Origin of the sequence: Burkholderia sp. 4NA327C6, from assembly GCF_005502655.1 — a bacterium.
Taxonomy (GTDB): Bacteria; Pseudomonadota; Gammaproteobacteria; order Burkholderiales; family Burkholderiaceae; genus Burkholderia; species Burkholderia contaminans.
On the sequence record NZ_SCNZ01000009.1, the window covers coordinates 15625 to 33656 of the forward strand.

The following is an 18032-nucleotide window of genomic DNA, read 5'->3' on the forward strand; positions in this document are numbered from 1 at the left end:
CACGCATGGCAACCCGCAAGACTTCCCGCGCGCCGCAACAGGCGTCGCTGTTCGATGATCCCGTGCCGGAAACGGCATCGGCCGATATTCCGCCGGCGCCCGAAGCGCCCGCGGCCGGACGCAAGCCCGCAAAGAAAGCCGCGGCTCCGGCTGCAGCCCCCACGGCACCGCAGCCCGTTGCCGCCGACGTTCCGCACCTCGCCGCGCAATTCGACGCGCTGCCGCCCGTCTGGCGCGACGTGCTGAAACCCTTTACCGACAGCGACGCGTACGCGCCGCTGTGCCGCTTCGTCGATGACGAGCGTGCGGCCGGCAAGACGGTCTACCCGACCGACGTGTTCCGCGCGCTGCGCCTGACGAGCCCGGACGACGTAAAAGTCGTGATCCTCGGCCAGGATCCGTACCACGGCGACGATCGCGGCACGCCGCAGGCGCACGGGCTCGCGTTCTCGGTACCGCCGGCCGTGCGCACGCCGCCGTCGCTGCGCAACATCTTCAAGGAAATCGCCGCGAACTTCGGCCATGACACACCGCGCCACGGCTGCCTCGACACCTGGGCGCGCCAGGGCGTGCTGCTGCTCAACACGGTGCTGACGGTCGAGCGCGGTGCCGCCGCGAGCCATGCGAAGCGCGGCTGGGAGCAGTGCACGGACACGCTGATCCGCGAACTCGCCGGCCGCCATCAGGGGCTCGTCTTCATGCTGTGGGGCGCACACGCGCAGGCGAAGCGTGCGCTGTTCGACGCCAGCGCGCATCGCGTGCTCGAGGCGCCGCATCCGTCGCCGCTGTCCGCGCACCGCGGCTTCCTCGGCTGCCGCCATTTCGCGCTCGCGAACGACTATCTGGTCGAGGCAGGCCGCGAACCGATCGACTGGCGCCTGCCTGAAGTGGCGGAAACGCTCGCGTAACCGCCGCGCCGCCGATTCCTTCGGCCACGCGAGCCGGCATGCAAAAACGCCGCGCCCTTTCGGGACGCGGCGTTTTTTTTATCGGACGATGCAGCGGGTGCGGCGCACCCGCTTCGACCTTACGCGGCGGCGATCGCTTCGCGTGCGCCGGCCAGCGCTGCGCTTTGCGCATCCGCGCCGAGGTTCAGGCCTTCCGCGAAGATGAAGTTCACGTCGGTCATGCCGACGAAACCGAGGAACGTGCGCAGGTACGGGGTCTGGCTGTCGTTCGGCGTACCGGCGTACTTGCCGCCGCGGGCCGTCACCACGTGAACCTTCTTGCCCTTGATCAGGCCTTCCGGACCGTTCTCGGTGTAGCGGAACGTGACGCCTGCACGTGCGATCCAGTCGAAGTACGTCTTCAGTTGCGACGAGATGCCGAAGTTGTACATCGGTGCGCCGATCACGATGATGTCGGCCGCTTGCAGCTCGGCGATCAGTGCATCGCTCTTCGCGACGATCGCATTCTGTTCCGCGGTGCGCTTGTCGGCCGGCGTGAAGAACGCGCCGAGCACCGATTCGTCGAGGTGCGGCAGCGCATCGGCCAGCAGGTCGCGAACCACGACGTTCGCGCCTGGGTTCGATTGTTGCAGCTTTGCCGTCAGTTCGTTGGCCAGCAGCGTGGATTGCGCACCTTGCGAACGTGCCGCGGAATTGATTTGCAGAATGGTCGTCATGTCAGGCTCCAGTAGGGTTGCGCTTTGGTAGCGCGAGTGACGCCATTGTGCGTGGCCGCATGACGGCGAAAAAGCGGGCTCAGGGCGACGCATCGTTGCAGCAGCAGAACAATCATTGATCGCGCCCCGATATCCGCTTCAGACCGTTCACCCCTTCAGCCAGGCCTCCCGGGCCTTCGATACGGCAGCCGGCTTCGCGGCCGCCGTGAGCCGGTAGCGCGCGACTTCCGGGCCGTCGAGCTTCAGTTTCGCGGTGCGCAGCTCGTCGCGGCGGAACGCGTGAACCTCGACCTTGTCGCCCGGCCGGTAGCGCGCGAGCAGTGCGTCGAGGTTCGTGCCCGTGACGCGCAGCCCATCGATGGCGATCAGCGTATCGCCGGCCGACAGCCCCGCACGATGGGCGCCGCCGCCTTCGTAGACGGCTGCGAGCGTGCAATCCGCGCCGCCGCGCAGGCGCGCGCCGATCGTCGGCTTCGTGGCGGCGCCGTTCGCGACATCGGGCGCGAGCGTCACGCCGAACGGTGCGAGCAAATCGGCGAGCGGCAGGTCGCGCGTACCGTGCACGGCGTCGGCGAACAGGCGGCCGAGCGCGACGCCCGTCGCCGCCTCGATCAGCGCCTCGACTTCGTTCTCCTCGACGCCCGCCTGCTTGCCACGGTAGAAGTCGCGGCCGTAGCGTTGCCACAGCAGGCGCATCACGTCGTCGAGCGACTTCTTGTTGCGCGTCTGCGCGCGGATCGCGAGATCGAAGGCGAGCGCGACGAGCGAGCCCTTCGTGTAGTAGCTGACGATCGCATTGGTCGCGTTCTCGTCCTGGCGGTAGTACTTGATCCACGCGTCGAACGAGCTTTCGGCGACGCTCTGCTTCAGGCGCCCCGTGCCGCGCAGCACGCCGCCGACGGTGCGGCCGAGCGCCGCGAAATATTCGTCCTGCGACATCAGCCCGCTGCGCACCAGCATCAGGTCGTCGTAATACGACGTGAAGCCTTCGAACAGCCACAGCAGCGACGTGTAGTTTTCCTTCGACAGGTCGTACGGCACGAACGCCGCCGGCTTGATGCGCTTCACGTTCCACGTATGGAAGTACTCGTGGCTGCAGAGCCCGAGATACGTGCGATAGCCTTCCGTCGTTTCGGGCCGCCCCTTCACCGGCAGGTCGGTGCGATTGCAGATCAGCGCGGTCGACGCGCGGTGCTCGAGGCCGCCGTAGCCGTCGCTGACCGCCAGCGTCATGAACACGTAGCGGTCCATCGGCGCTTTCTTCGATTTCGGCTCGAACAGCGCGATCTGCGCTTCGCACACACGCTTCAGGTCGGTGCGCAGGCGCTCCAGATCGAGCTGCGTCACGCGCCCCGCGATTACGATGTCGTGCGGCACGCCGTGCGCGTCGAACGTCGCGAGCGCGAATTCGCCGATCGTCACCGGATGATCAGAGAGCTCGTCGTAGTTCGCTGCACGGTAGGCGCCGAACCCGTAGCGCTTGGTGCCGCGCGCTTCGGGCAGCGACGTACCGACGCGCCATGCGCGGAACGCCGCACCGGCCGGCTTCGCGATGTCGACTTCGCACGGCGCGCCCTCGTGGCCCGCGACGCTCAGGAACACGGCGGTCGCGTTGAAGAAGCCGCCCGATTCGTCGAGATACGCGGAGCGCACCGACAGGTCCCACGCATACACGTCGTAGCGCAACGTCAGCGTGCCGGTCACGGGTGCGGCCTGCCACGTGTGCTTGTCGGTCTTCGCGATCCGCACCTTGCGGCCCGCATCGTTGAATGCGCCGAGCGTCACGATGTTGCGCGCGAACTCGCGCACGAGGTAGCTGCCCGGAATCCACACCGGCAACGAAAAGCGCTGGCCTTCGGGGTCGGGATCGGTGACCGTCACCGACACTTCGAACAGGTGCGCGGCAAGATCTTTCGGAACAATCGAATAGCGGATCGGCTGGGTCATCGTGGCAATCGGTCGGTCGAATACGGCGGCGGAAACGAAGAGAGGCGCCGGCAGATGCGGGCGCCCCTCGCTGGCCAGGCCATGCGGCCCGGCGTGTGTCGGTTACTTGCTCGAGGCGAGCGCCTGGTTGAGCTGATCGGCCGACACGGCGCCCGGCAGGCGGCGGCCGTCCGGCAGGAAGATCGTCGGCGTGCCCGTGACATTCATCCCGCGGCCGAGCGCGAGGTTCTTGTCGAGCGCGGTCGTATCGCAGGTACCGGCGCCGGACGGCGCGCGGTGGTCGAGCATCCAGCCCTCCCACGTTTTCGCGCGGTCGGTCGCACACCAGATCGCCTTCGACTTCGCGGTCGAATCCGGGGACAGCACCGGGTACAGGAACGTGTAGACGGTCACGTTGTCGACCGACTGCAGCGTCGTCTCGAGCTTCTTGCAATACGGGCAGTTCGGATCGGAGAACACCGCGATCTTGCGGGCGCCGTTGCCCTTGACGACCTTGATCGCATTCGCGAACGGCAGGCTCGCGAAGTCGATCTTGTTGATTTCGGACAGGCGCGCGTCGGTCAGGTTCTTGTGCGTCTTGGTGTCGACGAGATCGCCGAGCAGCACGTAGTCGCCTGCCGCGTCGCTGTAGATGATCTGCGAGCCGAGGTTTACTTCGTAAAGGCCCGCGACCGGCGCTTTCGACACGCTCTTGATCGGCGCATCGCTGCCGAGACGGGCCTGCAGCGTCGCTTTCAGCTTGTCGGTGGTCTGGTCTGCCTGCGCGGTGCAGCCAAGCGTCGCCATCGTGACGGCCAGCGCCAGCGACGCGATGCGGATCGTTTTTTTCATCGAAATCTTCCTTCAGCTCAATCGGTGTGCACGGCACAGTGTACGCCGTAACGGAACCGTGTCCGACCGGCGAAGCGGCCGAAGGTTCGATCGATCAGCCGAGCGCGGCCGACACGAGCCAGCGCTTCACGAACGGCTGCGCGCCGACGAAGGCCATGCCGGCGTTGCGCACGGCCTTCGCGAGCGAGCCCGGCACCGCGAACAGCCGCTGCAGCCCGTCGGTCGCGACCATCAACGCGCGGATGTCCTCGCGGCGCGAACGCTCGTAGCGGCGCAGCAGCACCGTATCGCCGAGGTTGCGGAAGCTCTCCTTGCCCGCGATCGCGTCGGCAAGCGCCGCGACGTCGCGCAGGCCGAGGTTCATCCCCTGCCCCGCGAGCGGGTGGATCAGGTGCGCTGCATCGCCGACCAGCGCGACGCGCGGGGCGATCAGCTTGTCGACCGTCTGCAACGCCAGCGGGAAGCCGGCGGCCGGCGTCACGCAGTCGAGCGTGCCGACCTGGCCATGCGACACGCGCTCGACTTCGGCCGCGAGCTGCGCCGGATCGAGTGCGAGCAATTCGTCCGCATGCGCGGTGTGCGCGGACCAGACGAGCGATACATGGCCGTCCGGCAGCGGCAGCAGCGCGACGATCTCGCCTTCGTGGAACCACTGGTAGGCAGTCTCGCGGTGCGGCAGCGACGCCTTGAAGTTCGCGACGACGCCGGTTTGCCGGTAGTCGCGCCGCTCGACCTTGGCCCCCATTTGCGATCGCACCCACGAATGCGCGCCGTCCGCGCCGACGACGAGGTCCGCTTCCAGCACCTGCCCCGACGACAGCGTGAGCACGGCCGCGTCGTCGCGCACGTCGAAGCCCTGTGCGCGCGCATCGAACCACGTGAGGTTCGGCTGGAACCGCAGCGCGGCGTCGAGCGACGCCTCGACCAGCGACGATTCGGCGATCCACGCAAGCTGCGGAACGGAAGCCTGGTACGCGGAGAAGTGCAGTTCCGCGTGCGCATCGCCGTACACGCGCATGTCGAAGACCGGCGCAAGCCGGCTGTGATCGAGCGCCTGCCAGACCCGCAGCCGCTCGAGCAGCGCCTGCGAACTGGAGGACAGCGCGTAGACGCGTGTGTCGAATGCGAGATCGGTGGGGCGCGGCGTGGCCGGCTGGGCGAGCAAGGCTGTCTTGTAGCCGGACTGGGTCAGCGCGAGCGCGGCCGTCTTGCCGACGAGCCCGCCGCCGACCACGGCGACGTCGAAGGTGTGGTGGGCAGTCATGGCGGGCATTATAGCTGCGGGGCCAAACCCTTACGCGGCCGGACTTTGCGGGAAATCAGCAGAATCGCAGGCCGATGCGGCAGCGCGGCGGCCCGCCGCACCGGCCGTTCGGCGCCCGCCCGGAATCCGGGGCGTCGGCACGGTACAATAGCGACTTTGACCGCCGGCCCGCCGCGCCCCAAGCGCCGGCCGCCCTTTTTTCCCGCGCCGCCGTGCCCTGTCCGGCCGCGCCGCCTTACCCGTCTGAAGGATTCCATGAGTCTCAAATGCGGCATCGTCGGCTTGCCCAACGTCGGCAAGTCCACCCTGTTCAATGCGCTGACCAAGGCCGGCATCGCCGCCGAGAACTACCCGTTCTGCACGATCGAGCCGAACGTCGGCATCGTCGAAGTGCCCGATACGCGCCTGAAGGCGCTCGCTGAAATCATCAACCCCGAGCGCATCGTGCCGGCCGTCGTCGAATTCGTCGACATCGCGGGCCTCGTCGCGGGCGCGAGCAAGGGTGAAGGCCTCGGCAACCAGTTCCTCGCGAACATCCGCGAAACTGACGCGATCACGCACGTCGTGCGCTGCTTCGAAGACGAGAACGTCATTCACGTCGCCGGCAAGGTCAGCCCGATCGACGACATCGAAGTGATCAACACCGAACTCGCGCTCGCCGACCTCGGCACCGTCGAAAAGGCGCTCACGCGCTATTCGAAGGCTGCGAAGTCGGGCAACGACAAGGAAGCGGCGAAGCTCGTCGCGGTGCTCGAGAAGGTACGCGCGCAGCTCGACCAGGGCAAGGCCGTGCGTGGCCTCGCGCTGTCGGACGACGAAGAAGCGCTGCTGAAGCCGTTCTGCCTGATTACCGCGAAGCCGGCCATGTACGTGGCCAACGTGAAGGACGACGGTTTCGAGAACAACCCGCACCTCGAGGCGGTCCGCAAGTACGCGGAAAGCGAGAATGCGCCGGTCGTGGCCGTGTGCGCGGCGATCGAGGCGGAAATCGCCGATCTCGACGACGCGGACAAGGAAGCGTTCCTCGCCGACATGGGCATGGAAGAGCCGGGCCTCGACCGCGTGATCCGCGCGGGCTTCAAGCTGCTCGGCCTGCAAACGTACTTCACCGCCGGCGTGAAGGAAGTGCGCGCGTGGACGATCCATATCGGTGACACGGCTCCGCAGGCAGCCGGCGTGATCCATACCGACTTCGAGCGCGGCTTCATCCGCGCGCAGACGATCGCGTTCGACGACTTCATCGCATACAAGGGCGAGCAAGGCGCGAAGGAAGCCGGCAAGATGCGTGCGGAAGGGAAGGAATATGTCGTGCATGACGGCGACGTGATGAACTTCCTGTTCAACGTTTAAGCGTCGCTGCCGCATCGACCGTAAAAGAGCCCGCTGAATGCGGGCTTTTTCTTTTCAATTGCGGAAGACCGGCTCATTCCCGACCGACGATCTTCAGCGTCCCGGACATATGCAGGAACTGTCCGTCCTTCGCCGCGATGTTCGTATCCACGGTGCCACGTTCGAAATCCTCGACGTGCACGACGTTCGAACCGGTGGACGGCTCGTGCCAGTACACCATATACACCTGCGGACGGATCTCGCGCGCCGTGTACTGCACCGTATCCGTCACGCCCTTGAATTGGCCTGCCGTGCCGACGAACGACATCGTTTTGTCGTCCTTGAAATGCAGGTCGAACGCGGTAGCGCCGAACTGCACGCGCACCGTCTTGCCCGCCGCGGGGAACGGCGCCGGTGCGGGCCACTGCATCTCGCCCTTGGCAACCTTCGCGCTCAGCTCGAGCGACGACTTCTCGCCGAGATCCGGGTAGCGCGCCTCCATCGCCGCGACCAGTGTCGCCGAATCCTTCGCGCGCGTCGCTTCCTGGTCGAACGCCTTCACGTAATCGCGCGTGAACGCGACTCCGGTGGTGAACGGCTGGCTGCCGTCACGGTTCGGCAGGAAGTGGCCGGGCACGACGCGCGCCGGCTTCAGTGCGTCGATCCGATCGAGCGTCGCCAGCCAGTTCGCGTGCGACAGCGGCGTCTGCGTGTCGGCCATCCATACGTGGATGTTCGCGGCGACCGGGATGCCACCGACCACGGTCCGCTCCGAAGGAATCCAGACAAACGTGCGATCGGGCGTCGGGCCGTCGAGCCCGACGATGCGCAGCGGCTCGCCGTCGACGCGCAGCGTATTGCCGTCGAGCGGCTGCGGCACGATCACCGAAGTCGGCGCATTGTCCTTCAGGATCGGGCCCCAGTAGGCGAGCTTGCCGTCCTTGCTGGCCTCGATCGCAGCAACGGTCTGCGGCGTCGCGACGATCTTCGCATCCGGGAAAGCCGCGTGAATGGTTTCCAGCCCGAAATAATAGTCGGGGTCGCTGTGGCTCACGTAGATAACCTTGAGCGTCTTGCCGCTCGCCTTGATCCGGCTCACCAGCGCCTGCGCGTCGTTGCGCTGGAACTGGGCGTCGATCAGGATCGCCTCGGTCTTGCCCGAAACGATTTCAGACGAAACCGGGAAGATCGCATGCGCGCCCGGATTGTAGACATCGACGGTCAGCGGGCCGGCGATGCTCGCGGATGCGGCGCCGAGCAGCGCAGTCGCAGCGAATGCGGAATAAAGCAGATGACGGATCGACATGGTCGGACTCTTGATTGGTGATGAGTGTCCGTAGATTAAATGATACTGCGTCAGTAACAAATATCCCGCTTGTCGATACTTCATTTCCCAACAGGAACGAATCGATCGTCACACATCGGGGCACGGCCGTTTGAGCGGACGCCGGCCGCTCTGATCTCCTGATACACGGACGCGAGTACGCCAGGGCGTCACTCCTGTGTGACATGGCGAATACGCGTCGGCGGTTACGAGATCGCGAACGCAGCGGCCTTTTGTCATGTCGGACCGATTCATTGAGATTTGCGGGAAACGCGAGCGGACAGCCTTGTCGCCATTTCCTTCGTTGCCGCCGTTGCACAGATCGCCTGTGCCGCAGGTCGCATCGAACCATCGCCCCACGCGTTACGCGCCGATTTTTCGCAGGACGTGTCGCGCGCCTTCTTCCACTTCGCCATCTCCGCGTCGAGCGCCGCCTTGCGCCGTGGCTGCTCGCTCACCCGTTTGTCGACGATCCGCTGCAATTCCCGCTCGGCGACGAGCTGATCGCGCCACGCGCAAAAATTCATGCTCGTCTGGCTCGAGTCACAGTCGCTGAGCAGTGCATTGACCTCGCTTGCCGGCAAACCGCTGCGCGCCGCTATCTCGTCCGCTGCCGTCGGGCCGGCAAATGCATGCATCGACGCCAGCACGAGCAAACCGATCATGGCCGTTCTCACGGTGCCCTCTGTTGTGGCTGGAACGGCGCCGATTCAAGTCGGCGCCGGTTGACAAGCCCGTTTGAACGAACGGGCGCCAGACGACGCCCATTATCGTCTCGCGGATGAATCCAGACACGCTGATTCATGTGCGACACCACGCCCGCGTCGTCGCTCCGATTCGCTGAACGGAACACGGCCAGCGCACCTGTGTTGCCTGTATTGTAGGCATAGCTGACGAGCTCATCGAACTGCAGCTGCGTCAATTGCCGAACCGATACATGTCGTCGCACGGCGGCTTCCGCCCGACGGACCCGGACCGCGAGTTGTGCATTGACTTGCGTCGTCGTAACCGGCGTGCGCAATTCTTCCGGGGTGCACGGCCCGGTGTGAGCCAGCGTTCCGATACCGTAGGTACAGTTGTTCGCCTGATCGTTGTAGTAAGCCATGACCGCGCTTTCACGCCTCCGCAGCTCCGCCCACCCTGCGTCGCTCAATCTCAGGCTTTCGTTCGCCATTTGCCCTCCCGGCGCGACCGCTAACGCAAGTCGACCTCATCGTTCACTTCGGTTCTCGAAGCGATCAATGTATGGCGTTGCCGTTGGCAAAGGAATCAGACGAGTTCGATTTTGACGCGTTCGCACATCAACGATCGCGGGGTACGAAAGACCGGACAGCGTGACGTCACGTGTATCCGCGTACCCGCGCAAAAAAGCAATTGGCCCGACCGGCAAACGCCGATCAGGCCATTTTCACGCCCGGGAATTCGCGCCCCGTCGTTACCTCATTCGATCAGATCACGTCGCCGAAACCTGCCGCCCCGCGTTCGCCTGCGCATCACGCCCACGCTTGTTCAGCCACGACGCCAGCAGCACGATCAGCGCCAGCACGGCCGTCGCACCGACTTCCATCCGGTGGTCCTCGCTCACGAGCATCACCGTCAGCGTGCCGCAGATGAACAGGATCACCGCCCACGTGAGCCACGGGAACAGCCACATCCGCAACGTCAGGTCAGCGCCGGTCGATTCGAGCGTCTTGCGCATCCGCAGCTGCGAGATCGCGATCACGAGATACACGAGCAGCGCGATCGCGCCCGACGTCGCCAGCAGGAAGCCGAACACCTGTTCCGGCATCAGGTAGTTCGCGATCACGGTCACGAAACCGAACGCGGTCGATGCGAGCACGGCCGCGCGCGGCGTGCCGGTCGAATCGGTGCGGTGCAGGAACGCGGGCGCATCCTTGCGCTTGGACAGCGAAAACAGCATCCGCGAGGCGGTGTACAGCGCCGAATTCAGGCAGCTCGCGACCGACACGAGCACGATCACGTCGATGATCGCCTTCGCGTTCGGGACGCCGATCAGCTCCATCGCGCGCTGATACGAGCCGTGCTTCGGCAGCAGCGGGTCGTTCCACGGCACGATGGCCGCGACGACGAGAATCGAGCCGAGATAGAACAGCGTGATACGCCAGATCACCGAATTCGTCGCGCGCACGATCTGGCGTTGCGGGTTGTCCGATTCGGCGGCCGCGATCGTCACGATCTCGGTGCCGAGGAACGAGAACATCGTCGTCAGCATCGCCGCGAGCACCGCGCCGGCGCCGTGCGGCATGAAGCCGTCGTGCACGAACAGGTTCGACACGCCCGACACGGCCGGCGCCGGAATGATGCCGACGATCGCCGCACCGCCGATGCACAGGAACACGACGATCGCGACGACCTTGATCAGCGCAAACCAGAATTCGAATTCGCCGTAGTTCTTGACCGAGAAGAGATTGGTCACCGTCAGCACCAGCGTGATGCCGAGCGCGAAGACCCAGGTCGCGACGCCGGGGAACCAGGCATTGAGAATGGTCGCGGCGGCGGTCGCCTCGATCGGGATCACGAGCACCCAGAACCACCAGTACAGCCAGCCGATCGAGAAACCGGCCCAGTGGCCGATCGCGCGATCGGCATAGGTGGAGAACGAACCGCTGTCCGGATGCGCGACGGCCATCTCGCCTAGCATGCGCATCACCAGCACGACCAGCACCCCCGCGATCGCATACGCGAGGATCGACGCCGGGCCGGCTTCCGCGATGGCGTGGCCGGAGCCGACGAACAGGCCCGCGCCGATCACGCCGGCAATCGACATCATCGTCACGTGCCGCTGCTTCAGGCCCGTACCGAGGCCTGTGTTGCTTCCACTCATCTGTCTCTCTCCAAAAAACGGTTCCGGTATGGCCGGGTATCGCGTGAAGGCAGCAAGGGGGATTGTGGTTCTTGAGCCGTGCCGGATGCGGCACCTGCATGGTTGCAGGCGCGCAGCCGGATCGGGGGCCGTTCCGGAACGGGTCGCGACGCAGTCTGCGAAGCTGCGGGTGCGATGCGGCACGCAGGGCGCCGGCGCATCGCGTGCGCCCTTTCCGTCGGCTTTTGTCAGCTGCCTTCGAAGCGAAGGAGTGTAAGCATCAAACGGTTCTTCACTAAGAACCAATTGAAGAATTTCGATGGAACCACTTGTTGCATCGACATCGATCGATGCAACGCTTGTGCCGTTCGTGGCGACTCGCGAGCGCGCCGAAACCACCCGGCGACACCGGGTCAGCCAGTCGCAACCGGCGCGTCAGCGCGCTCCGTTCGCCATCTCGTCACGCCATTTGGCGGGGACGACGGCCTGCCATTCTCGCAGAAGCAGGTTTTTCACGGCGTCCGGACGGGCCACCGACAGCCGCACCAGCACGATCGGCCAGCCGACGTAGTGATCCGTCACGTAATACACGTCAGGTTCCGATTCGATCAGCCACGCGCGCTCGTCGGGGCCGACGCCTTTCACGACAAGCGTGTCGCCGTCTTCGCGCAGTCGCGCGAGCATCCTGCCCTTCACCTTGAGTGCGGGCGTGCCGTATGACGTGCCTTCCTCGACGCCGCGCCACGCCAGTGCGATCCGCCGGACTTCGTCGAATGTCATGGAGCCTCCCGGCTGGATGCCGTCGGTTCACGATCCGCCACCCTACCGGAATTCGCGCGATGGTGCGTCGACCTAAGCGCGCCTATCCGCGCGCCGCACGTGCGGCCGTCGACGCTCGCCCCGTCGTGGCGACGATCGCGAAGGCGATCGCATTCGCTGCGGCGCTGGCCAGGATCGGCACGAGATAGCCGCCGCCCGCGTCGTAGATGAAGCCGGCCGCGGTCGGCCCGATCAGCGTGCCGAATGCGACGCTCGTATAAAGCACGCCGATGATCCCGCTCACGTTACGGCCGCCGAAATAGTCCATCACGACTGCCGGCAGCACGGCGACCCAGCCGCCATAGAACACACCGAACAGGAGTGCGAACGCGGCAAGCGTGGCGACTGTGCCGGCACCGGCCCACGCGACGAGTGCGACGGCCATGCCCGCGAACATCGCGAGCAGCGATGTGCGGCGGCCGAAACGGTCGGCGAGGCCCCCGAGGAAGAAACGGCCGGCCGTGCTGCCGACGCCGATCGCGCCGAGCAGCAGCACGGCCGTCGATGACGAGACGCCATGATCGAGCGCGTACGGCACGAGATGAACGAACGGGACGAACACGCCGAACGAGCAGATGAGGCATGCCGCGTAAAGGCTCGCGAACGGACGCGACGTGACGGCTTCGCGCACCGTCGCGCCGGCAGACGTCGAAGCCGCAACCGGCTTGCGGCCCACTGCCGCGCCGGACACCGAAGCGCCTGCATCGCGCCCGGTGACCTTCGCGCCGCCGCCTTCCACCGGCTCATGCGCCGCCTCCCCGTCCGGCAGCAACCCCCGTCCGCGCGGATCGTTCTCGATCAGCAGCGACATCCCCGCGCCGATCACGATCGCGATCACGGCCAGCGTGAAATACGCACCGCGCCAGCCGACATGCGCGATCAACGCGGATGCAAGCGGCGGCATCACCAGCGTACCGACGCCGATACCGGCGACCGCGAGCCCCGACGCGAAGCCGCGCCGGCGCACGAACCAGCGCTGCACGGCGCCGACGGCCGGCACGTACGCGCAGCCAACGCCGAGCCCGACACCGAGACCGTACGCGACATAGACCTGCATCAGCGTCTGCGCGGCGCCGGCAGCCGCGAGCCCGATGCCCGTCAGCAGCATCCCGGCGACGGCAAGCCGCCGCGAGCCGAAGCGGTCGGCGAGCGGCCCGCTGACGATGCCGAAACCGAAATACAGGAAGCCGGCAAGCGAGAACACGAGCGAGATCTGCCCGCGTGACGCGGCGAAATCCCGCTGCAGCGACTCGACGAACGCGCTGAACGTGTATGCGCTGCCGAAGCCGACGAACGTGGCGGCAAACGCGGCCGCAACCACGTACCAGTCGTAGAAAAGGCGCGATGCGCGCGGGCGGTTCATGACGATGCTCCTCTCAGGTTCCACCGGCAGCACGCGGCGTCCGGATTGCCTCCTGGATATAGTTGAACTATGTTGATCGCACTGGCCGCCGACAGGCAGTCGTGAAGCCTGCGATCCGATGCGTCAACGGTACTCGCGCGTACGCATCGTCTCAAACGATATTTCGTCGGACTTTCGATTTAGAAAAACTGAATGAATCGTTCCCGTCTGCCACCTCTCAACGCGCTGCGCGCATTCGAAGCGGCCGCCCGCCACCTGTCGGTGAAGGTGGCTGCCGAGGAGCTGTCGGTCACGCCCGGCGCGGTAAGCCAGATGATCCGCACACTCGAGACGCATCTCGGCGTGCAGCTGTTCGAGCGCGTCAACCGCGGCATCCTGCTCACGGCCGCCGGCCGAGACTACCTGCCGCCGGTGCGCAACGCGTTCAGGCAGATCGCCGATGCGTCGCAGCGCGTGTCGGGCGCTGCCGACAGCGGCGTGCTGACGGTGAGCGTCACGCCATTTTTCGCATCCGCTTGGCTCGTCCCGCGCCTCGCGCAGTTTCGAGAAGCTTGCCCGGACGTCGACCTGCAGGTCGTCACGAGCCACGCGCTGGCGGATTTCTCGCGCGACGGCGTCGACGTCGCGATCCGTCATGGCCTCGGGCGTTACATCGGGCTGTGCAGCGAGCGCCTGCTGACGGTGGAGATCGTCGCGCTCGCGTCGCCCGAACTCGTTGCGCGGCTCGGCATGCCGGCGACGCCGGCCGACCTGGTCGGCTGGCCGCAGTTGCACGACGCCGAGCGCAAGGGCTGGCACATCTGGTTCGGCGCGCAGCGGATCGACGATTTCGGCCCGCCGCGCGGCCCTGCATTCGACGACTCGGGCCTGTTGCTGCAGGCGATCGTCGCCGGCCAGGGCGCCGGGCTGCTGCCGGCCGCGATGGTGCGCGGCGAGCTGGCGAGCGGCCGGCTCGTGCAGCTCGCCGACGTCGCGTGGCTCGACGATTTCGCGTACTACCTCGTCTATCCGCCGCACCACGCAGAGCGGCCGAAGGTCGCCGCATTCCGCCGATGGATCCTCGACGCCGCACTGGCCGATGGCGCGGCATCGATGTCCGGCACGACGTAGCGCCGTCCCTCTCGGCGCGGTTCCTCGGCCGATCGGCTAACATGCGGCCCGACACCGATAACAACAGACCGAGAGAGACCATGCCTGCCCTGCTCCGCCGCGCGACACGCATCGCGACCTTGTCCGCCGCGCTCTTTGTCGCGTGTGCCGCGTTACCGCCTGCCGCGCATGCCTATCGCGCATCGCCCGGCTACGGCAACGAAGCCGATCTCGACCGCCACGACACGTATCGCAACCGCGACGGCGACACCGTGCACGCACCCGCACATTCGAAATCGGGCCGCGTGCCCGAGGGCGCGAGCGCGCGCTGCCGCGACGGCACGTACAGCTTCAGCCGTCACCGGCGCGGCACGTGCTCGGGGCACGGCGGCGTTGCCGCGTGGCTGTAGCCCCCGGCCGAACGGCCAGTCCGGACCGCTGCCGCCACCCGCCGCTGTCAGCGACACTCGGCGGCGAAGTACAATAGCCGCTCGCGCCGCCGACACGCGGCGACGCCGCCGCGCCCTGCGCGGCACGCTCCGTACCGAATCACCCGACGCCGCCACGCCCGCGCGCTGCGCGGCAGTCTCAACCACTTCTGAATTTCACACCGAAATGGCCCAATACGTTTTCACGATGAACCGGGTCGGCAAGATCGTGCCGCCCAAGCGCCAGATCCTGAAGGACATCTCGCTGTCGTTCTTTCCCGGCGCGAAGATCGGCGTGCTCGGCCTGAACGGCTCGGGCAAGTCGACGCTGATCCGCATCATGGCGGGCGTCGACAAGGACATCGAAGGCGAAGCGACGCCGATGCCGAACCTGAACATCGGCTACCTGCCGCAGGAGCCGCAGCTCGACCCGACGAAGACGGTGCGCGAAGCCGTCGAGGAAGGCCTCGGCGACCTGTTCCAGGCCAACAAGAAGCTCGAGGAAATCTACGCGGCGTATGCAGAGCCGGACGCCGACTTCGACGCGCTCGCAGCCGAGCAGGCGAAGTACGAAGCGATCCTCGCATCGAGCGACGGCGGCAGCCCCGAGCAGCAGCTCGAAGTGGCCGCGGACGCGCTGCGCCTGCCGTCGTGGGACGCCAAGATCGAACACCTGTCGGGCGGTGAAAAGCGCCGCGTCGCGCTGTGCAAGCTGCTGCTCGAAAAACCCGACATGCTGCTGCTCGACGAACCGACCAACCACCTCGACGCGGAATCGGTCGACTGGCTCGAACAGTTCCTGGTGCGCTTCCCCGGCACCGTGGTCGCGGTTACCCATGATCGCTACTTCCTCGACAACGCGGCCGAGTGGATTCTCGAACTCGACCGCGGCCACGGCATTCCGTGGAAGGGCAACTACAGCAGCTGGCTCGACCAGAAGGAAGAGCGTCTGAAGCAGGAAGAAGCGTCGGAATCGGCGCGCCAGAAGGCGATCAAGAAGGAACTGGAGTGGGTGCGCCAGAACCCGAAGGGCCGCCAGGCGAAGTCGAAGGCGCGTATCGCGCGCTTCGAGGAGCTGAGCAGCCAGGAATACCAGAAGCGCAACGAAACGCAGGAAATCTTCATTCCGGCCGGCGAACGCCTCGGCAATGAAGTGATCGAGTTCAAGAACGTCAGCAAGTCGTTCGGCGACCGCCTGCTGATCGACAATCTGAGCTTCAAGATCCCGGCCGGCGCGATCGTCGGCATCATCGGCCCGAACGGCGCCGGCAAGTCGACGCTGTTCAAGATGCTGACCGGCAAGGAACAGCCGGATTCGGGCGAAGTCGTGATGGGGCCGACCGTGAAGCTCGCGTACGTCGACCAGAGCCGCGACGCGCTCGACGGGTCGAAGACGGTGTTCGAGGAAATCTCGGGCGGCGCCGACGTGCTGACGGTGGGCAAGTACGAAACGCCGTCGCGCGCGTACATCGGCCGCTTCAATTTCAAGGGCGGCGACCAGCAGAAGATCGTCGGCAACCTGTCCGGCGGTGAACGCGGCCGCCTGCACCTCGCGAAGACGCTGATCTCAGGCGGCAACGTGCTGCTGCTCGACGAACCGTCGAACGACCTCGACGTCGAAACGCTGCGCGCGCTGGAAGACGCGCTGCTCGAATTCGCGGGTTCGGTGATGGTGATTTCGCACGATCGCTGGTTCCTCGACCGGATCGCGACGCACATCCTCGCATTCGAAGGTGATTCGCAGGTCACGTTCTTCGACGGCAACTACCAGGAGTACGAAGCCGACAAGCGCGCGCGTCTCGGCGAGGAAGCCGCGAAGCCGAAGCGCCTGCGCTACAAGCCGATCAGCCGCTGACCGGAACGGCCCGGGTGCCAGGCACCGCGGCAACGCGGGGCCGGTCGCCGAGGGGGGCCGCTTCAGGAGCAGCACAACAAAAAAGCGGGCCGCCGGCCCGCTTTTTCTATCTGATGGCCGGCTGCTCGCCCGCCGCTTACGCGAGCGCGCCCAGCTCGCGCAGCCGCGCCTCGGTCACCGCCGCACTCGTATGATGAATGCCGTGCCAGCCGAGCGCCGTCGCGGCCGCGGCATTCTTCGCGTTGTCGTCGATGAACACGAGTTCGTGCGGCGCGATGCCCGGCAAGTGCGGCTCGATCCGCGCGTGCATCTCGCGGTAGATCGCCGGATCGGGCTTCACGAGCTTCACACGGCCCGACACGACGATCTCCTTGAAACGCCGCAGCACCGGGAAGTTGTCCCATGCATACGGGAATGTCTGCGCGGACCAGTTCGTCAGCCCGAACAGCGGCATCCCCTGCGCTTCAAGGCGATCGACGAGCGCGGCGCCCTCTTCGAGCACGCCGCCGATCATTTCGTGCCAGCGCGCGTAGAACGCGCGGATCAGCGCCTCGTGCTCCGGAAACTTCGCGACGAGCTCGGCCGTGCCTTCCTCGATCGTTTGCCCGCCGTCCTGACGGATCACCCAGTCCATCGCGCACACGTGCGTGAGGAACCAGCGACGCTCCGCGTCGTCGGGAATCAGCTCCCGGTAAAGGTACTCCGGGCTCCAGTCGATCAGCACGCCGCCGAAATCGAACACCACGGCCTTGATCGTCATGCGAACTCCGTCGAAAGAACCTCCGCGAGCGGGCGCGGCGTCACCGGGTTGCCCGACAGCGAATTGTTTTGCCATACGAAGTGATGGTGCGCGACGATCTGCGCGGCCGACAGGTGCGTGCGCTCGTTCGTCGTGTGCAGATCGGATACGACGGTCGTCCGGTAGCCGAGCAGCGCCGCGCGGCGTGCGGCCGAATCGACGCAGAACTCGGTCGCATAGCCGCAGATCAGCACCGAACGGATGCCGTGGCGGTCGAGCTGCGCCGCGAGCGGCGTGTCGTGGAACGAGTCGCTCACCTGCTTGCGCACGCGCCAGTCGTCGTTCCCGACGACCAGCCCCGCATGCAGCTCCCAGCCCGGCGTGCCGGGCACGATGTCGTCGTCCGCATCGCCGTCGTGCTGCACGAAGCACACGGGCGCGTTCGCCGCGCGCGCCGCCGCCGTCAGCCGGTTGATGCCCGTTACCACGTCATCGAGCCGGTAAGCGGGCCGTGCCCGCTGCACCAGCCCGCGCTGCATGTCGACCACGATCACTGCGGTGTCCGCCATTGCCTGCCCTCGGTTGTGTCGTTCGGC

Annotated in this window: 17 protein-coding genes; 5 read left to right on the plus strand and 12 right to left on the minus strand. The window is 66.3% G+C overall.

Annotated features, from left to right (window positions below; translation table 11 throughout):
- Positions 1–5 precede the first annotated feature (5 nt).
- Positions 6–908 carry a uracil-DNA glycosylase gene (locus tag FFS49_RS11550; RefSeq protein WP_105816501.1) on the plus strand — a complete coding sequence of 301 codons (903 nt, stop codon included), beginning with the start codon at positions 6–8 and terminating at the stop codon, positions 906–908.
- Between the two features lie 119 nt (positions 909–1027).
- Here the strand turns inward: FFS49_RS11550 and FFS49_RS11555 are convergent, their stop codons facing one another.
- From FFS49_RS11555 to FFS49_RS11570, 4 genes are all read right to left on the minus strand, one after another.
- On the minus strand, positions 1028–1624 hold the full coding sequence (locus tag FFS49_RS11555) for an NAD(P)H-dependent oxidoreductase (RefSeq protein ID WP_039362334.1): 597 nt from the start codon (positions 1622–1624) through the stop codon (positions 1028–1030).
- A 147-nt stretch (positions 1625–1771) separates the two neighbouring features.
- Positions 1772–3571, minus strand: coding sequence for a PDZ domain-containing protein (locus FFS49_RS11560; RefSeq protein ID WP_105816500.1), 1800 nt, complete (start codon positions 3569–3571; stop codon positions 1772–1774).
- 102 nt (positions 3572–3673) lie between these two features.
- Complete coding sequence (locus FFS49_RS11565; RefSeq protein WP_039362328.1) at positions 3674–4402, minus strand: DsbC family protein; 729 nt, start codon at positions 4400–4402, stop codon at positions 3674–3676.
- 94 nt (positions 4403–4496) lie between these two features.
- Positions 4497–5675, minus strand: coding sequence for a UbiH/UbiF family hydroxylase (locus FFS49_RS11570; protein WP_039362326.1), 1179 nt, complete (start codon positions 5673–5675; stop codon positions 4497–4499).
- Between the two features lie 246 nt (positions 5676–5921).
- Between FFS49_RS11570 and ychF the strand changes: the two genes are divergently transcribed.
- Positions 5922–7016 (plus strand): redox-regulated ATPase YchF, encoded by a 1095-nt coding sequence (gene ychF, locus FFS49_RS11575; protein ID WP_071335526.1) that lies wholly within the window; start codon positions 5922–5924, stop codon positions 7014–7016.
- A 73-nt stretch (positions 7017–7089) separates the two neighbouring features.
- Here ychF and FFS49_RS11580 read toward each other — a convergent pair whose 3' ends face one another.
- The 6 genes from FFS49_RS11580 to FFS49_RS11605 form a co-directional block, all read right to left on the minus strand.
- Positions 7090–8301: an MBL fold metallo-hydrolase gene (locus FFS49_RS11580; protein WP_039352159.1), complete on the minus strand. Its 1212-nt coding sequence runs from the start codon at positions 8299–8301 to the stop codon at positions 7090–7092.
- A gap of 269 nt (positions 8302–8570) precedes the next feature.
- Positions 8571–8984, minus strand: a complete 414-nt coding sequence (locus FFS49_RS11585) for a lysozyme inhibitor LprI family protein (RefSeq protein ID WP_039352156.1) — start codon at positions 8982–8984, stop codon at positions 8571–8573.
- 8 nt (positions 8985–8992) lie between these two features.
- Positions 8993–9493: a glycoside hydrolase family protein gene (locus FFS49_RS11590; RefSeq protein ID WP_076841684.1), complete on the minus strand. Its 501-nt coding sequence runs from the start codon at positions 9491–9493 to the stop codon at positions 8993–8995.
- A 279-nt stretch (positions 9494–9772) separates the two neighbouring features.
- A complete protein-coding gene (gene gabP / locus FFS49_RS11595) occupies positions 9773–11164 on the minus strand; it encodes a GABA permease (protein ID WP_039352153.1) in 1392 nt (463 codons plus the stop codon).
- Between the two features lie 414 nt (positions 11165–11578).
- Entirely contained in the window at positions 11579–11923 is a 345-nt protein-coding gene (locus FFS49_RS11600; RefSeq protein ID WP_105816499.1) for an MmcQ/YjbR family DNA-binding protein, read from the minus strand.
- 82 nt (positions 11924–12005) lie between these two features.
- Complete coding sequence (locus tag FFS49_RS11605; RefSeq protein ID WP_105816498.1) at positions 12006–13325, minus strand: MFS transporter; 1320 nt, start codon at positions 13323–13325, stop codon at positions 12006–12008.
- A gap of 192 nt (positions 13326–13517) precedes the next feature.
- Between FFS49_RS11605 and gcvA the strand changes: the two genes are divergently transcribed.
- The 3 genes from gcvA (at position 13518) to ettA (ending at position 16697) form a co-directional block, all read left to right on the plus strand.
- The gene (gcvA, locus tag FFS49_RS11610; protein ID WP_039352144.1) at positions 13518–14435 is read left to right on the plus strand and encodes a transcriptional regulator GcvA; all 918 of its coding nucleotides are present in this window, start codon (positions 13518–13520) and stop codon (positions 14433–14435) included.
- A gap of 80 nt (positions 14436–14515) precedes the next feature.
- Entirely contained in the window at positions 14516–14824 is a 309-nt protein-coding gene (locus FFS49_RS11615; RefSeq protein WP_105816497.1) for a DUF3761 domain-containing protein, read from the plus strand.
- Between the two features lie 205 nt (positions 14825–15029).
- Positions 15030–16697 (plus strand): energy-dependent translational throttle protein EttA, encoded by a 1668-nt coding sequence (ettA, locus tag FFS49_RS11620; RefSeq protein WP_039352138.1) that lies wholly within the window; start codon positions 15030–15032, stop codon positions 16695–16697.
- A 136-nt stretch (positions 16698–16833) separates the two neighbouring features.
- On the opposite strand, the gene FFS49_RS11625 is transcribed toward ettA, so the two are convergent.
- The gene (locus FFS49_RS11625) at positions 16834–17457 is read right to left on the minus strand and encodes an HAD-IA family hydrolase (RefSeq protein WP_039352135.1); all 624 of its coding nucleotides are present in this window, start codon (positions 17455–17457) and stop codon (positions 16834–16836) included.
- Positions 17454–18005 carry a cysteine hydrolase family protein gene (locus FFS49_RS11630; RefSeq protein WP_105816496.1) on the minus strand — a complete coding sequence of 184 codons (552 nt, stop codon included), beginning with the start codon at positions 18003–18005 and terminating at the stop codon, positions 17454–17456. Before FFS49_RS11630 ends, FFS49_RS11625 begins: the two co-directional genes overlap by 4 nt.
- Positions 18006–18032 lie beyond the last annotated feature (27 nt).

What these genes read in the sequence shown, in the direction of transcription:
- FFS49_RS11625 (WP_039352135.1), bottom strand. Translation starts at nt 17,457, where the DNA reads ATGACGATCAAGGCCGTGGTGTTCGATTTCGGCGGCGTGCTGATCGAC.
- gabP (WP_039352153.1), bottom strand. Translation starts at nt 11,164, where the DNA reads ATGAGTGGAAGCAACACAGGCCTCGGTACGGGCCTGAAGCAGCGGCAC.
- FFS49_RS11615 (WP_105816497.1), top strand. Translation starts at nt 14,516, where the DNA reads ATGCCTGCCCTGCTCCGCCGCGCGACACGCATCGCGACCTTGTCCGCC.
- FFS49_RS11605 (WP_105816498.1), bottom strand. Translation starts at nt 13,325, where the DNA reads ATGAACCGCCCGCGCGCATCGCGCCTTTTCTACGACTGGTACGTGGTT.
- FFS49_RS11555 (WP_039362334.1), bottom strand. Translation starts at nt 1,624, where the DNA reads ATGACGACCATTCTGCAAATCAATTCCGCGGCACGTTCGCAAGGTGCG.
- FFS49_RS11570 (WP_039362326.1), bottom strand. Translation starts at nt 5,675, where the DNA reads ATGCCCGCCATGACTGCCCACCACACCTTCGACGTCGCCGTGGTCGGC.
- FFS49_RS11590 (WP_076841684.1), bottom strand. Translation starts at nt 9,493, where the DNA reads ATGGCGAACGAAAGCCTGAGATTGAGCGACGCAGGGTGGGCGGAGCTG.
- FFS49_RS11600 (WP_105816499.1), bottom strand. Translation starts at nt 11,923, where the DNA reads ATGACATTCGACGAAGTCCGGCGGATCGCACTGGCGTGGCGCGGCGTC.
- FFS49_RS11565 (WP_039362328.1), bottom strand. Translation starts at nt 4,402, where the DNA reads ATGAAAAAAACGATCCGCATCGCGTCGCTGGCGCTGGCCGTCACGATG.
- FFS49_RS11550 (WP_105816501.1), top strand. Translation starts at nt 6, where the DNA reads ATGGCAACCCGCAAGACTTCCCGCGCGCCGCAACAGGCGTCGCTGTTC.
- FFS49_RS11630 (WP_105816496.1), bottom strand. Translation starts at nt 18,005, where the DNA reads ATGGCGGACACCGCAGTGATCGTGGTCGACATGCAGCGCGGGCTGGTG.
- gcvA (WP_039352144.1), top strand. Translation starts at nt 13,518, where the DNA reads ATGAATCGTTCCCGTCTGCCACCTCTCAACGCGCTGCGCGCATTCGAA.
- FFS49_RS11560 (WP_105816500.1), bottom strand. Translation starts at nt 3,571, where the DNA reads ATGACCCAGCCGATCCGCTATTCGATTGTTCCGAAAGATCTTGCCGCG.
- FFS49_RS11580 (WP_039352159.1), bottom strand. Translation starts at nt 8,301, where the DNA reads ATGTCGATCCGTCATCTGCTTTATTCCGCATTCGCTGCGACTGCGCTG.
- ettA (WP_039352138.1), top strand. Translation starts at nt 15,030, where the DNA reads ATGGCCCAATACGTTTTCACGATGAACCGGGTCGGCAAGATCGTGCCG.
- FFS49_RS11585 (WP_039352156.1), bottom strand. Translation starts at nt 8,984, where the DNA reads ATGATCGGTTTGCTCGTGCTGGCGTCGATGCATGCATTTGCCGGCCCG.
- ychF (WP_071335526.1), top strand. Translation starts at nt 5,922, where the DNA reads ATGAGTCTCAAATGCGGCATCGTCGGCTTGCCCAACGTCGGCAAGTCC.